This window comes from Hymenobacter jeongseonensis, from assembly GCF_015694725.1.
Taxonomy (GTDB): Bacteria; Bacteroidota; Bacteroidia; order Cytophagales; family Hymenobacteraceae; genus Hymenobacter; species Hymenobacter jeongseonensis.
Map to the genome: position 1 here is coordinate 18,490 of NZ_JADQDQ010000022.1, position 14,821 is coordinate 33,310.

A 14,821-nucleotide genomic window follows, 5' to 3' on the forward strand; every position below is an offset into this window, starting at 1 on the left:
TACTCCATCGCACCGAACGCGTAAAAACCCCGTAGATGGTTACCTTTACTACTGCTGAATATTCGTTACAACGCGCTATTTCTACTTGATGGGAAACATGTTACGTTCCTTATTATTGCTCGTCCTACTGGCCCTGGGTTGGTCTGCGGCTGCGGCGGCTGGCCCGCCCACCGTGCCCGGCCGTTTTGCCCTGAAGCTGAAGCCGGGCCAGCAGCCGGCAGCCTTGGAAATGGCGTTGCGCACGCTGGCCGCCCGCGAGGTCCGGCAGAAATTCCCCCGCACCTTGCCGCCCAACATCGAGAAGCCCGGCAGTGTCGACCTGCGCGGGATTTACCAGTTTCAGGTGCCCACCACCGTGTCCCTGGAGCGCATCCGCACGGTGCTGCTGGCCACCGGCGCGGTCGAGTACGTGGAGCCGCTTTACATCCGCTACCCGCAATACCAGCCCAACGACCCGCTGGCCGATTCCACCTTGACCAGCCTGTCGAAGAGCCAGTATTATCTGAAACAAATCAAGGCCTACCGGGCCTGGGACATCACCCGCGGCGACAGCTCCATTGTCATTGGCATCACCGACGGCGGGGTTCGCATGACCCACCAAGACTTGCGCCAACAGATTAAGCGCAACTACGCCGACCCCATCAATGGCATCGACGACGACGGCGACGGCTACGTGGACAATTTCAACGGTTGGGATTTGGCCAACAATGACAACGACCCGGGCTATGATATTAAAATCATTCACGGCTCGTTGGTAGCAGGCGTGTCTTCGGCCCACACCGACAACGGCGTGGGCATTGCGGGCACGGGCAACAAGTGCCGGTTTCTGCCCCTTAATATTTACCCGAACACCGCCAACGGAAATTTTGCCGGCATTGAGGCCGTCGTGTACGCCGCCGACCACAACTGCAAGGTCATTAACATGAGCTGGGGCTCGCCGGGCGGGTTTTCCCAGCTCGAACAGGACGCCATGACCTACGCCGCCGTGAACCGCGACGCCGTGCTCGTGGCGGCCGCCGGCAATACCAATGCCGACCTGATGTTTTACCCGGCTTCCTACGAACATGTGCTGTCGGTATCGGGCGTGAACAGCACCGACCAGAAAAGCCCCAATGCTACCTTCAGCCACCGGGTTGATTTGGTGGCGCCGGGCATCAGCATTCTCACCACCCAAGGCTACCACGCAAAGTCAGGTGGCGGGCAGGCCGAAGCGGACTACATTGCCGTGGGAGGCACCTCGTTTGCTGCGCCGTTGGTAGCCGGGGCAGCGGCATTGGTTCGTTGGAAATTCCCGCTCTTATCGGCCTCGCAGGTTGCGGCCCAGCTGCGCCAAACGACGGATAAAATCGATACCCTGCCTGCCAATGCCGCTTGGGTGAACCGCATGGGCACGGGCCGGCTCAACGTATTCCGGGCCCTGACCGAGCCCAGTCAGGAAGCCCGGGTAATGGCGAGCACTTTTGTCCCCGCTCGCGCCGTGTACCTCCCCGGCGACACCATTCGCCTGAGCGTGGCCGTGCAAAACTTGCTGCAGCCCATCGCCGGCCTCACCGTGACGCTTTCCTCGCTCTCGCCCCACATTACGGTCCGTCAGGGCACGTTTGTGGCGGGCGACATGGCTTCCCTGGCTCAGTCGAACAACGCCAGAAACCCCTTCCGGGTGGCGGTGGCCAGCAGCGGCATCCCGCTCAATACCACGGCCATCCTGCGGTATCACCTCACGGGCAGCGACGGCTACGAGTCCGAACAATTCGTGGAAATTGTGCTGAACCCCGACTACGTGGTGCTCGATGCCAACGACCTGAAAGTAACCCTGACCAGCCGCGGCAACCTGGCCTTCGATGACTTATTCGGCACCATTGGCACCGGCGTAACGTACCGGGGCAGCGGCAATATTCTCAGCGAAGGCGGCTTGATATTGGCTACGAGCTCCACCCGCGTGTCCGACCGCCTGCGCACCCGGTACGGCGATACGCGCCAGTCGTTTTTCAACAGCGCCCAGGTCGTGCGCCTGCAGCCCGGCCCGCGCGCTGACCAGGAGGCCCGCGCCATGTTTCAGGACACTATTCCGGCGGCCGGCGGCCTTACCCGCAGCGTTGGGGTTGCCGTACGCCAGCGGGCTTACGCCTGGTCTTCGCCCGGCCGGCGCGATTTTGTAGTGCTTGAATACACGCTCAAGAACCTCACGGCCGATACGCTGAAGCCGCTGTATGCGGGCTTGTTTATGGACTGGGACGTGCCCACGCAGGATGGCTCCGCCCGAAATGCCGCCGCCTGGGACGACACCCGCACCATGGGCTATTGCTACGCACTAGGCCAACAGAATACGCCTTCGCTGCCCGCTATTTACGCGGGGGTACAGTTTCTGCGGGGCGGTTCGCCCACGGCGTACTCGATAGACAACAACGCCCCCCTCGGGTCGGCTGTGAGCTTGGCAGATGGCTTCTCTCCCGCTGATAAGTTCATGACCCTCAGCAGTGGTACTTCCCAAAGCAATGTGGGCCTACCCGATGGCACCGATGTCTCGCAGGTGATTGGCACCCGGATAGCGACGCTGGCCCCGGGCGACTCGACGATAGTGGCGTTTGCCATGCTCTCGGCTCCTACCCTGTTGCAGCTGCAGGATGCGGCCGAATCGGCAACCATTGCCTATGCCACTACATTGCTTCCGACTCGCCCAAGCGCACGCGCCGTGGATTTTACCCTGTACCCCAACCCGACCAACGGGCCGCTTCAGGTAGAGCTACCCAAGAACTTTGGCGCGGCCAAGGTGCAGGTACTGGACATGACGGGCCGGTTAATAAAGAGTTTCCCGGTGGCGGGTACGCAATTCGAAACCAGTTTGGTTGGGCTGGAGCCAGGCCTGTACATGGTGCGTGCCATCGGGGCCACCCGGGTGGTGACCCGTTCAGTGTTACTGCGCTAACATCATACTAATGAGCGTATTGGAATGCCGCTAAATGGCATTCTTCTTTGTTCAAGTTCGGGCGTTGGTGGCTAACGACAAGGAGGAAATAAAGGAAAACAGCCCGGGTTTGCTCCATGGTGCGGTAGCAAACCCGGGCTGCTTGCTTTACTTCGCAGGCAACCGGGAAGCTGGGCATTTCGGCGCCCATGCCTACAACCAGTTTGAAATCTCAGTGCAGCTGCCACAGTTCGCCCCAGCCCGTGGTGTACAACGGCGAACGGTGCGCCGAACGCCCCGCCCAAACGGGTGCCTTATGCTGGCCATCCAACTCTTTGTGAGTTCCGGTAGCTGCCAAGTGGACGAACTGACGGCCAAAACGCGCATTTAGTTTGTCTACGGTCTTCATTAGTTGCTGGCTGCGCTGCTGGTCGGCCGCCGAACCGGAGAACAAACCCAACTGAACCTGGCCGACTGGTTCTACTCCGCTCAGCAGTACCCCGGCCCGGTGGTAGGCCATGCCTTCGCGCCGCAACTGTTGCAGCCCGCGCAGGGCCGCCTGCGTGAGGGTGCCCGTATCGTTGGAGCCTGTGGGCAGGCTGATAACGGCGTGGTAAGTCTTAGGGCCCGCAAGGGCGGCGTATCTGTCCGTGCCCAGAATTACGGTCACCAAGTGCGCGGCCAAGCCGTGGCGGCGCAGTTTTTCGGCGGCTTTGGCCGCGAAGGTGGCCACGGCCTCATTCAGCACCACCGCATCGTACTGCGGGCGGCCAAAGGAGCGAGTGCACGTGACACTGTGGCGGCCAGCAGTACTGGGAGCGGAATGTTCCTTTTCGTCCCACTGGGCGGGGTTCCACTCCAGGCAGGGCTGGCCGTGGAGCTCGCGCCAGAGCCGCTGCCCCACCACGCCGCCCATGTGGCGGCGCAGCCAGTGCTCCGGCATGGCGGCCAGGTCGGCCCCGGTGCCAATGCCCAGTTCGTTCAGCTTGCGGCCGTAGCGACGGCCCACCCCCCAAATGGTGTCCACTGGCACGTGCGCCAGGGCATTTTTCCACTGCGCTTCGGTGTGGAAGGCCAAAACACCTTCGGTTCCCAGTTTGCGGGCCAGGCGGTTGGCCAGTTTGGCCAGGGTTTTGGTGGGCGCCATGCCCACGCAGGTTGGAATGCCGGTGTCGCGGGCCACCGTCCGCTGCACCCGTTGGCCGTAGGCCAGCAGGTCGGGCGCCAGCAGACTCATGCCGCTGAAATCCAAAAAGGCTTCGTCGATGGAATACACTTCCACGCCCGCGGTGAATCGGCTCAGCACCTGCATGACGCGCCGGCTCATGTCGCCGTAGAGGGCATAATTCGACGAAAAAACCCGTACTTGGTGCTGCTCCAAGAGCGGGCGCACCAAGTGGTACGGCTCCCCCATTTTCAGGCCCAAATCTTTGGCCTCTTGCGACCTGGCAATCAGGCAGCCGTCGTTATTCGACAATACCACCACGGGCTTACCTTCCAGATTTGGCGCAAATACCCGCTCACAGGACACGTAGAAATTATTGCAATCAACCAGGGCGTACATCGTGAGGAAAGAACACAAAACAGGTATTACAATTTCGCTATCTGGTGGTTACCCAGCGCATGAATGACGTGCGTCACCACTCCCCACACCAGCAAGCCCACTTCGCGGTCTACCGCCACGGGGGCATAGCGAGCATTTTCGGCTACCAGCCAGCGCTGCCCACCCCGCAGTTGCAAGCGCTTGATGGTGTGCTCGCCCTCTACCACCGCCACCACAATACTGCCTTCACGGGGCGCGAGGGCGCGGTCTACGGCTACTAAATCGCCGGGATGAATGCCGGCCCCAATCATGGAGTCGCCACTCACACGGGCCAGAAAAGTGGAAGCCGGGTGCCGGAATAAGTGCTTGGTGAGGTCGAGCGGGGCATCGAGGTGGTCGTCGGCCGGCGAAGGGAAGCCCGCCGGGATGGGGCAACCGAAAAGGGGCAGTTCACGGGTGGGGAACTGAGCGGCCGGAATAAAATCCTGAAGGGATGCAAGCATAAGTGCCCAACTGCGTCTATGATGACGAGTTGGGGCTGCTATTTACTAATTTATTTAGTAAATTGTTTTCCTATACCCTTAGAATCCGCATTGTCGTGGTTCGCGTATGTTAGTAAGCTCCACAAGATAGTGATGTTGGATTAGAACAATCGAACCGATTCTCTCCAAAAAAGACTAAAAAATTTATTTCCAATCTTTTTAGTTTGTCGTAAATTTTGTAACTTTGGTTATGTCAAAAGTCAAACTCCCTACGCCGCTGCCGGTGCAGCAATTTGCCCGTTGCGTGAACGATGCGCAACGCCCTGCCGACTTTGTGGGCGACTGGCCCGAGGCCGGCCGCGTGTATGCGGTGCGCGTCTTGCCACACGTGCGCACCAAGCAGCCTCAGGTGCACATCCTGGGTTTTTACGCCGAGCGGCCTTACGGCGCTTTTGCGGCCCATCGTTTTGAGCAGGTAGCCGATGTCTGGCTTAATTAACCCTTCCTAAACTGTCGGTTCGATGGTTCCACCCATTTTGGCCCCGTTGGCGTTGCAGCCGACGGGGCTGGTTTGTTTTTTATGAAGCTACGCAGACGGGTAGCTTAGGCGTAACGGGTATCAACTTAATTCCCAACGCGCGGGCTACACAGCAATGCTACTTGCCGTACTGGTAGAAAATCCCCGTATCAGAGGGCGTCCAGAGGCAGGCTTTCTGGCCGCTGGCTTTGAGGGCGTCGTTGGTCCAGGTGTTGCAGGTATAAAGGAAGCTGTAAACGCGGTGGGCTTCGTAGAAAGCATCGTTGTTGCCGTAGCTGTGGCCTTTGATGTGCTGGGTGCGGCCGGCGGCATCGTAGCGGAAGCTGGCTTGGATGTAACGAATGAGCCGGGCGTACTCGGCATTGCTCAGGTAGAGCGGCACGGTGTCGGGGCCGGGCGCCAACTCGTGCAGGTAGGTGGTGTGCATGGCCGCCGAGCCCAGCCAAAACGCAGCCACGAACGCCGTGCTGAATTTCAGGTCGGCCCAGGTGGGCGTGTCGAGGTAAAAGCCCTTGTCGCCCCAGCCGAAGGCGATGTAGCGCGCGCCAGTATCACCGGAGGGAACGTTGCTGAACGGCAGTTCTAGGCTCCAGTCTTTCTGCGGGCTTTTAACGGGCACCACGATGTCGGTGTGCACGCCGTTGGTGTGGAGGTACACCAGCACGTCGGGCGAGGCATTGGGGTCTGCCTTGTCCACCGTAATCCGCGAAAGCACAAAAGCGGCCCCCACGTACAGGCCCGCCGCGGCCACAATCGTGCCGGCGGCGTAGCCCACCGGTTTCAATACTTTGCGAAGAAGAGACGGCATTGGGGAAGCGGGGGAATGGGAGCAAAAAAATGGAAAGAAGTCGGGCACTAAGCCCAACCGTGTCGGGTCCGCTGTACGGAGCCCGCTGCAGGTCGTTGCCGGTCCTGAAAATTGCGTAAGGCCGGCCGCGGCCCGGGCCATGCCCTAAAACAGGTCGCAGTACCAGAATCCCGTGTCGAATGGACTGGGTTCGTCCGGCTCGGCGCAGTCGTAGCCGGCGTCATCGGTTTTAGGAGCAGGCGTGTATTTGCGGTACACTATTTCACCTTTTTCAAAGGCAACGGGCTGCTTAAAGATGGGGCCGTCGAACACGAAGGTGTGGAACTCGCCGTTCTCGCCGCAGGGGTCCACGGTAGCCGGCAGGTCGCGCAAAAACCCCTCGTCGATTACCCGGCCCACAAAGCTTTGGTCCAGAAATTTCTCGTTGACGCAGGTGGTAATGGTTTTGAAGCCCAAGTCCAGAAACTGGCGAATGAGCACCGCCGTGGGCACGCCCCACAGCGGAAACACGGCCTGCAAATGCAGTTTGGCAAGTTGCTCTTCGCGGTAGCGGCGCAGGTCTTTCAGGAAAATATCACCGAAAATGGAGACCGTGGCGCCCCGCCGCTGCGCGTCTTGCAGCGTGCTGGTCATTTGCTGCTCGTAAGCTTCCATGGTGGGCATTTCGGGCAGGAACAGCTTGCGGCACGGCAGCCCAATGCTGGCGGCTTGCTGGTCGAGCAGCCCGACGCGCACGCCGTGCATGGAAATGCGCTGATACGGCTCGCTGACGGTGGTAAGCAGCTCCAGAATGTCGTATTGGCCGCCTTGCAACACTTTGTGCAGCGCCAGCGCCGAATCCTTGCCCCCGCTCCAGTTGAATAGTGCTTGCTGCTTCATTTCAGGCAAAGAAACCGGGTAACGCAGCAGCAGGCAAGCATTTGAAGCTGCTAACGAAACGTCGGCTTTGTTGCCCCTAGCTAATTGATACGCGATGCCATTTGACCACTCAGAAGATGGATGCAGGAAAAAAAGCCTCTTTACTCGCCAACAGATATGGACTTGGCTTTCACCACCTGCCGCACGACTACACCTGCAACCTACCCGCGTAGTATTCCCAATTCCCAGAAGCTATTGGCTTGGCAAGCTTTTGTCCATCCACACTGCCATAACCAAACCAGTATTAGCTAATTAATATAATCATGTCTCAAAACCAACGTCAATAATTAAGCACAACACTAGTTTATTAGCGACTTGCTAATTTCATAACATCAGCTAGGCAGCATTTACCAAGTTCTATACTTATCAATGAGAAGGAATCCTAAACTGATTATCATTAAACATTATACTTCCGCTCAGAAAAAGGTATTTAACGCATACCATATCCGCATATTTATCAGCAAGCCCCTGTATTAAACGCAATTCATATCAGCATTTGTCACATAAATTCGTTTTTTCGCGAATAATTTTTTTTATCAAAATGGTTACAGTGTACCTTTAAAATACCGCTACATATTCATTGTAGCGCAAACGGAAGAAGCTGAATGGCAAGAATATTTGTCTAGTAAATACATTATCACAAGCAAAAACTCTTTTATGAATAATATATTAAAGTTTGACACTTCTTTTTGCCTCATTCAGCAAATCAGACTTGCTCACGCAATTTGCGAATCTAAGTTTTTGGTTAGCATAACTCCTTCTGAAATTTATAAACTTCAAAATTTGAAGAGGAAGTTCCGAATGCATTTTGTGAGCAGCAATGAGGTTTTGGGTGGACTATCTGCTCACATTGAGATAGACCATACGCTACCTAAGACTTCTATTGGGGCAATACACAGGCCGTTAGTATTTCCACACGCAATTACGCAATACTGCAAATCTATTTGGAATGAGGCCAGGCCTACTAGATATACATTTACTGGCTTGATTACAGAGAGCAGAAAACTATGTCTGCAAAAATTTATCACAAACAATGTGAAAACTGATTCCTTCCAGGAATTGGATTTTGAGACTCCATTTTTCAAAATAAGAAAAAGGATTTTCTCACTATTCGGCATTGACAATAGCATTCGTAAAGAAATAGGTGATTTGGTGATTTGCTCATCAACAAGAGGCCGTAAATACCCCGAAAAGTCGTGGGATGAAGGTTATTATAAAGAACTTGCTGAATCTGCTTTTGTCTTGTGTCCAAGCGGTGATTATGTCTGGTCGTATCGATTTTTTGAAGCAATACTGTGCGGGGCGATACCCATAATTGAGGAGAATTGCGCTGCATACGAAGGATTTAAATTCTTCTACATGCATGACATGCTCAAGGATACTAGCTATTCACGGGCTGACGCGGAATACAATTATCAATTATGTTTAAAAAGGATAACCATTCCCACACCTGAATTAAACAGAGAACTAGAGGCTATCGCTAATTCGTATGCACAACACGAAAACGGCTAAGATATAGGAAAGCCATGATGGCAATACCAGTTGGATATCAGGTGATATCAGGTGATATCACAACTCGCGCTCTCCCGGCAACTTTTTCCGGCGCCAGCCGAACAAGGGAGCCATGCATTTTTCCATTATTACCCCCACCCACCAGCGCCGGGCCCTGCTGCCCGAAGCCGTGGCCAGTGTGCGGGCCATCGTCAGTGCCCCGCTCGATTTCTCCTTCGAACACCTGATTTACGACAACGGCTCGCGCGACGGCACGGCCGCTTACCTGCGCGAAGCCGCTGCCCAGCCCGGCCCGCCCTTGCGCCATTGGCACCACCCCGGCCGCCAGTTGGCCGGCCTGGCCCGCAACCAGCTCATCCAAGAAGCCGCGCCCGAGGCCTGGTTGGTGCCGCTCGATGACGACGACATTATGCTGCAGCGCACGCTGCACCACTACGCCGCCCAAATCCTGGCCCACCCCGGCCGGCCGTGGTTCGTGGCCGATTTTCTGCGCGTGGACGAGCAGGGCCGCTACCTGCCCAATGAGGACTACTACGCCTGGCAGTTTGACACGCCTACCGATATGCTGCGGGCCATCTTCCGGGCGGAGCATTTCATTCAGGGCAACGTGTGCTACAGCCGCGCTTTCCTCGACGAAGTAGGGGGCTACGACGCCGAGCTGCCCATGGCCGAAGACTTGGACCTGTACGTGCGCTTCCTGCTAGCCGGGCAGCTGCCGGTGCTGTGCCCGCACATCAGCCACTTGCACCGCTTTCATGCCAGCAACGTGAGCATTGGCGTGGATGCCGACAAACACAACGCCGACCTGCGGGTGATTTACCAGAAATACAGCAAGCAGCTGCAGAAGCTGGGGATTGAAGCACCAGGAAAATAGGCGGCTCCGTATTTTTGGGTTTTAGCCCGCCATGTCCGCCCCCGTTTCCTCCGAAGAAGAAGTGTACACCATCCCGGCCACGTACCGCAAGATGGAAAACACGCACATCCTGTTTTGGCTGGTGAAAGACATCAGCTGGTGCATGATTTGGAAAACCCTGGGCCTGCTCATGGTAGTGCCCACGCTGGGCATTGCCATCGTTATTGCCTGGCGCACCCGGGCCTACAAGTCAGAGCTGGCCCACAACCTGGCCATCGTGTTTTGGATTACGGCCAACTCCTACTGGATGGGCAGCGAGTTTTTCGGTTTCGACACCGTGCAAGTGGCGCCCCACGTCACGGGCAAGCACTTGGCGTTGGTGCCCTTTCTGATTGGGCTGGGTATTTTGGCCTATTACTACCTGGTGCAAAAGCCCCGCGAGGGCCGGATAGCAGCCGTGGCGAAGCTGTAGCGCGGACTTTCAGTCCGCGTCCAAGCGCCGTTCGGTTTTCGTTTCATTGTCCGCTGCGGACGCGGACTGCAAAGTCCCTGCCGGGCACGGCCGCGCTATATTTCGGCTATGACTCCCGAAGAACAGCAAGCATACCTCGAAATGCAAGCCTGGCAGCAGCAAATGCAGCGGCCGCCTTCTTTCATGAACCGCTTCACCCGCCGGGTGCAGGTCCGGCTCAATGCCTTGCTGCCTGAGCGGGTGCACCAAGCCATCACGGCCGCCATCAAGCAGATGGTGCGGGGCGTGTTGTTCGGCTCCCAACACACCACCCGCCAGCCGCTGGTGGCCTCCACCCTGGAGGCGCGGGAATACGTGGTACGCAACCACGTACGCAACTACCGCACCATGGCTACCACCGAAGGCGCCATCACGGGCGCGGGCGGTTTTCTGCTTGGCCTCGCCGATTTCCCCCTTCTGCTGAGCATCAAAATCAAGCTCCTTTTCGATGTAGCGGCGCTCTATGGCTACGACGTGAAGGACTACACCGAGCGGCTGTACATGCTGCACGTGTTCCAACTGGCCTTCAGCAGCCAGCATACCCGCAACGATACTTATCGCCGCCTCGCTGATTGGGAAAGTTACCGCCACACCCTGCCCACCGATGTCCACGAGTTTGATTGGCGCACCTTCCAGCAGGAATACCGCGACTACATCGACCTGGCCAAGATGGCCCAGTTAGTCCCGGTAATCGGGGCCGCCGTGGGCGCCGTGGCCAACTACCGCCTCATCGACCAACTCGGCACCACGGCCATGAACTGCTACCGCATGCGGCATTTCGCGGCGGAGAAAGAGCCACGGCTATTTGAGTAGCGTTACGAGAAAATACGCCATTATGGCTGCTGGAAATACTTGTCGATTTCTGGCCGGTGGTAATCTACTATCCAAGCACTCCTTTCGATATACAACTTTCTGATTGAGTCGGCCGAATTACTATCTATTAAACAGCCCCGGTCGTCATACATGCGAAAAATGCGGTCAGTTTGAGGATTAATGAAATAAATTCGTTGGGTAATTGCTGGCTCGAATCCCATTTCTGCATTAGCAAGTGCCGTCAAGATATTATTAATCTGAATTTCCGACACTTTAACCTTTCCAATAATTATCCTAGCCTCTATTTCCGACTTGATTTCGGCGCCAGACTCATCTGTGTAAGAACATCCGTTATCAATTACTTCAAGCTGGTTATAAAACGTTGCAAATAGTAATTTTGGAAATTGCTCAGCTAAATAATTAGGCGTTTCATTAAATAAGCTGTCTCCTTGGTATTCGTAGATTAGCACCCATATTTCATCAGAAACATTTTCAAAAGTTTCCCTAAATAGCGTCAGTGCGCGTTGGGAGGCTTGTTCGACACGGGCCACGGTGGCATTCGGCAATTCCCCGCCAAGGTCAAACCGAATATGCACTTGGCCACCAATCGAGTAATCACAGTTAATTTCGTTAGTGGCGTAAGGCTCGTGAATGCCAAAAGTCTGCTGCAAATACCCCTGTAATTCCGCCTTCATAAAGTCAACATTAATGTAAATAAAACGGCCGCCCCAGTTTCCTGAGGCGGCCGTTACTACTTAAGCGGCTAGAGCAACAGAATTACCGCTGCGCCGTGCTGCTTTCCTTCAAGCGAATCAGGTTCAGGGCCGAGCCGGCTTTGAACCACTCGATTTGACCTTCGTTGTAGGTGTGGTTCAACGTAATCAAGTCGGTGTCGCCGTCGGCGTGGTGCAGGCGGGCTTGCAGGGGCTGACCGGGGGTGAACGTGGTCAGGCCGAGGATGTCGATGGTGTCGCCTTCCTCAATCAGGTCGTAGTCGGCCTTGTTGGCGAAAGTCAGGCCCAGCATGCCCTGCTTCTTCAGGTTGGTTTCGTGGATACGCGCGAAGCTCTTCACAATCACGGCGCGCACGCCGAGGTGGCGGGGCTCCATGGCGGCGTGCTCACGCGAGCTGCCTTCGCCGTAGTTCTCATCGCCCACTACTACCGTGCCGATGCCCATGCTCTTGTAGCCACGTGCGGCCTGGGGCACGGTGGTGTAGCCGTCGCCCTGGGTCGAGAAGTCCTTCACCTCGTTGGCCTTGCCATTGAAGGCGTTGGTAGCCCCAATGAGCATGTTGTTGGAGATGTTGTCCAAATGGCCACGGTACTTCAACCACGGGCCGGCCATTGAAATGTGGTCCGTCGTGCACTTGCCCTGGGCCTTGATGAGCAGGCGCAACCCTTTCAGGTCGGTGCCTTCCCACGGCTTGAAAGGCTCGAGCAACTCGAGGCGGTCGGAACTGGGGCTCACCAGCACTTGCACGCCACTGCCATCGGCGGCGGGCGCCTGGAAGCCGGCATCCTCCACGGCGAAGCCCTGGGGGGGCATTTCCACGCCACGGGGCTCGTCGAATTTCACGGGACCGTTGGCTCCCTGCAGGGTATCGGTAAGGGGGTTGAAGGTCAGGTCGCCGGCAATGGCGAAGGCCGTCACGATTTCCGGCGAGGCCACGAAAGCGTGGGTGTTCGGGTTGCCGTCGTTGCGCTTGGCGAAGTTGCGGTTGAAGCTCGTGATGATGGAGTTCTTGCGCTTGGGGTCGTCGGTGTGGCGGGCCCACTGGCCGATGCACGGACCGCAGGCATTGGCCAGCACTACGCCGCCCATCTGCGAGAAGGTGTCGAGGAGGCCGTCGCGGGCCACGGTGTAGCGCACCAGTTCCGAGCCGGGCGTGATGGTGAACTCGGCGTTCACGGTCAGGCCTTTCGACACGGCCTGGGCGGCAATGCTGGCAGCACGGGTAATGTCCTCATAGCTTGAGTTGGTGCATGAGCCGATGAGTCCTACTTCCAGCTTCTCGGGCCAGCCGTGCTCTTTCACGGCCGCAGCAAACTCCGAGATGGGCCAGGCGGCGTCCGGCGTGAACGGACCGTTCACGTAAGGCTCCAGCGTGTTCAGGTCGATTTCGATGAGCTGGTCGTAGAAACGCTCGGGCTGAGCGTATACTTCGTCATCGGCGCGCAGGTGCTGGCGCACGGCGGCGGCGGCATCGGCAATTTCGGCGCGGCCGGTGCCGCGCAGGTAGTCGCCCATTTTTTCGTCGTAGGCAAACACCGACGTGGTGGCGCCAATTTCAGCGCCCATGTTGCAAATGGTGCCTTTGCCGGTGGCCGAGAGGCTTTCGGCACCGTCGCCGAAATATTCTACAATGGCACCGGTGCCGCCTTTCACGGTCAGGATGCCGGCCACTTTCAAAATCACGTCTTTAGCCGAAGTCCAACCGCTCATTTTACCGGTCAGCTTCACGCCAATCACCTTCGGGAATTTCAGCTCCCAGGCCATGCCGGCCATTACGTCCACGGCATCGGCACCGCCTACGCCGATGGCCACCATACCCAGGCCGCCCGCGTTGGGGGTGTGGGAGTCGGTGCCAATCATCATGCCGCCGGGGAAGGCGTAGTTCTCGAGCACCACTTGGTGAATGATGCCGGCGCCGGGCTTCCAGAAGCCGATGCCGTACTTGTTGGAAACCGAGGCCAGGAAGTCGTAAACCTCCTTGTTTTCGGTGTTGGCTTCGGCCAAGTCGGCGGTGGCGCCATCCTTTGCCTGAATCAGGTGGTCGCAGTGCACGGTGCTGGGCACGGCGGCCGTGGCCTTGCCGGCCTGCATGAACTGGAGCAGCGCCATTTGGGCGGTGGCATCCTGCATGGCCACCCGGTCGGGGGCGAAATCGACGTAGGAAACGCCGCGCTCGTACGCATGCTTTACTTCGCCCCCGAAGAGGTGGGCGTAGAGGATTTTCTCGGTGAGGGTGAGCGGGCGCGCCACCGCGGCGCGGGCCGCCTCGATGCGGGAACCCATGCCGGCGTACACGGCGCGAATCATTTCCAGGTCGAAAGCCATAGGATACTTAGGTAAAAGAGTGGTGGTGCAAATGTAGTACCTGCGCTAAGTTGTACCTAGCCGGAAGGCGGCAATAGCATTTTGGGAGCGTTCCACTATGGGTAACGTAGGTTTCCAGGGTAGCGTTGGGATTGGTGCCGTGATTGGCGGCGCGGACCGGCGCGGCCGGTTCTATTGGGGAGACGGGTGGAAATGCCGGCATTCCCGTTGCACATTTGCCCTGCTATGAATGCAATTTTCCTACGTCAACTGGTAGTTGCCTTTGCCGGCCTACTGCTAGGCTGCCAGCCGAATACGTCCACTCAGCCGGAAACAGCAGTTGCTGCTGATGCTGTCGCCGCTTCTGTACTAACTCCCGGGGCCTGGCGCGGGGTGCTAGCGGTGCAGGGACAGGAAATCCCGTTTTTGTTTAAGGTCAAGACCGAAGCCGGTAAGCCAGTGGTTTACCTTGTTAATAATGGCTTGGAAGGCCAACAGCAACTGCGCTGCGACAGAATCTCAGTAGCGGGCGACTCTGTAACTATTCGTTTGCACGGGGCAAATGCGGCACTGATAGTGCGGGCCAATGGCACGAACAAGCTGAAAGGAACTTGGGTAAAGTATGGTAAGAAAACATCATACCGCGTACCGCTGAATGCTGAAGCAGGTGAACAGCCGCTTTTTACTGAGGATGATTTCTCGGCAGGCAAAGTGCTTCCCACAATACATATAGCTATGGTGAAAGGGGCCACTTACAAAACACGATTCCGAGATAATGACGGCAATGTCTATCCAGCAGTAGGGACAATCAAAGCTGGAAAATGTACTACTCCCCAAAAACTGGACAGTTTAGGCGGGGTTTGTTAAGCAAATTGAAGTAGGGTTGAAGGTAGGGGTTT

At 57.1% G+C, this 14,821-nt stretch carries 13 protein-coding genes; 7 read left to right on the forward strand and 6 right to left on the reverse strand.

Annotation, left to right across the window (positions count from 1 at the left end; genetic code table 11):
* The first annotated feature begins 97 nt into the window (after positions 1-97).
* Complete coding sequence (locus tag I2I05_RS21215; RefSeq protein ID WP_196284276.1) at positions 98-2,926, forward strand: S8 family peptidase; 2,829 nt, start codon at positions 98-100, stop codon at positions 2,924-2,926.
* 211 nt (positions 2,927-3,137) lie between these two features.
* Here I2I05_RS21215 and I2I05_RS21220 read toward each other — a convergent pair whose 3' ends face one another.
* Together I2I05_RS21220 and I2I05_RS21225 are read right to left on the reverse strand one after the other, a co-directional pair.
* Positions 3,138-4,487, reverse strand: coding sequence for a Y-family DNA polymerase (locus tag I2I05_RS21220; RefSeq protein ID WP_230688467.1), 1,350 nt, complete (start codon positions 4,485-4,487; stop codon positions 3,138-3,140).
* An 8-nt stretch (positions 4,488-4,495) separates the two neighbouring features.
* A complete protein-coding gene (locus tag I2I05_RS21225) occupies positions 4,496-4,951 on the reverse strand; it encodes a LexA family protein (RefSeq protein ID WP_196284277.1) in 456 nt (151 codons plus the stop codon).
* A gap of 229 nt (positions 4,952-5,180) precedes the next feature.
* Here I2I05_RS21225 and I2I05_RS21230 point away from each other — a divergent pair, with 229 nt between their 5' ends.
* Positions 5,181-5,429, forward strand: a complete 249-nt coding sequence (locus tag I2I05_RS21230; RefSeq protein WP_196284278.1) for a hypothetical protein — start codon at positions 5,181-5,183, stop codon at positions 5,427-5,429.
* Between the two features lie 157 nt (positions 5,430-5,586).
* Here I2I05_RS21230 and I2I05_RS21235 read toward each other — a convergent pair whose 3' ends face one another.
* Positions 5,587-6,276 (reverse strand): TIGR02117 family protein, encoded by a 690-nt coding sequence (locus tag I2I05_RS21235; protein ID WP_196284279.1) that lies wholly within the window; start codon positions 6,274-6,276, stop codon positions 5,587-5,589.
* A gap of 144 nt (positions 6,277-6,420) precedes the next feature.
* Positions 6,421-7,155, reverse strand: a complete 735-nt coding sequence (locus tag I2I05_RS21240) for an adenine nucleotide alpha hydrolase (protein ID WP_196284280.1) — start codon at positions 7,153-7,155, stop codon at positions 6,421-6,423.
* A 696-nt stretch (positions 7,156-7,851) separates the two neighbouring features.
* Between I2I05_RS21240 and I2I05_RS21245 the strand changes: the two genes are divergently transcribed.
* The 4 genes from I2I05_RS21245 (at position 7,852) to I2I05_RS21260 (ending at position 10,883) form a co-directional block, all read left to right on the forward strand.
* Entirely contained in the window at positions 7,852-8,706 is an 855-nt protein-coding gene (locus I2I05_RS21245) for an exostosin domain-containing protein (RefSeq protein WP_196284281.1), read from the forward strand.
* Positions 8,707-8,818: 112 nt separating this feature from the next.
* Positions 8,819-9,580 carry a glycosyltransferase family 2 protein gene (locus tag I2I05_RS21250; protein WP_196284282.1) on the forward strand — a complete coding sequence of 254 codons (762 nt, stop codon included), beginning with the start codon at positions 8,819-8,821 and terminating at the stop codon, positions 9,578-9,580.
* Between the two features lie 31 nt (positions 9,581-9,611).
* Positions 9,612-10,031, forward strand: coding sequence for a hypothetical protein (locus tag I2I05_RS21255; protein WP_230688468.1), 420 nt, complete (start codon positions 9,612-9,614; stop codon positions 10,029-10,031).
* Positions 10,032-10,139: 108 nt separating this feature from the next.
* A complete protein-coding gene (locus I2I05_RS21260) occupies positions 10,140-10,883 on the forward strand; it encodes an EcsC family protein (protein WP_196284283.1) in 744 nt (247 codons plus the stop codon).
* Positions 10,884-10,903: 20 nt separating this feature from the next.
* On the opposite strand, the gene I2I05_RS21265 is transcribed toward I2I05_RS21260, so the two are convergent.
* Together I2I05_RS21265 and I2I05_RS21270 are read right to left on the reverse strand one after the other, a co-directional pair.
* Positions 10,904-11,578: a DUF3885 domain-containing protein gene (locus tag I2I05_RS21265; RefSeq protein ID WP_196284284.1), complete on the reverse strand. Its 675-nt coding sequence runs from the start codon at positions 11,576-11,578 to the stop codon at positions 10,904-10,906.
* Between the two features lie 82 nt (positions 11,579-11,660).
* Positions 11,661-13,943 carry an aconitate hydratase gene (locus tag I2I05_RS21270; protein WP_196284285.1) on the reverse strand — a complete coding sequence of 761 codons (2,283 nt, stop codon included), beginning with the start codon at positions 13,941-13,943 and terminating at the stop codon, positions 11,661-11,663.
* Positions 13,944-14,168: 225 nt separating this feature from the next.
* Between I2I05_RS21270 and I2I05_RS21275 the strand changes: the two genes are divergently transcribed.
* Positions 14,169-14,789 carry a hypothetical protein gene (locus I2I05_RS21275; RefSeq protein ID WP_196284286.1) on the forward strand — a complete coding sequence of 207 codons (621 nt, stop codon included), beginning with the start codon at positions 14,169-14,171 and terminating at the stop codon, positions 14,787-14,789.
* Positions 14,790-14,821: the final 32 nt, after the last annotated feature.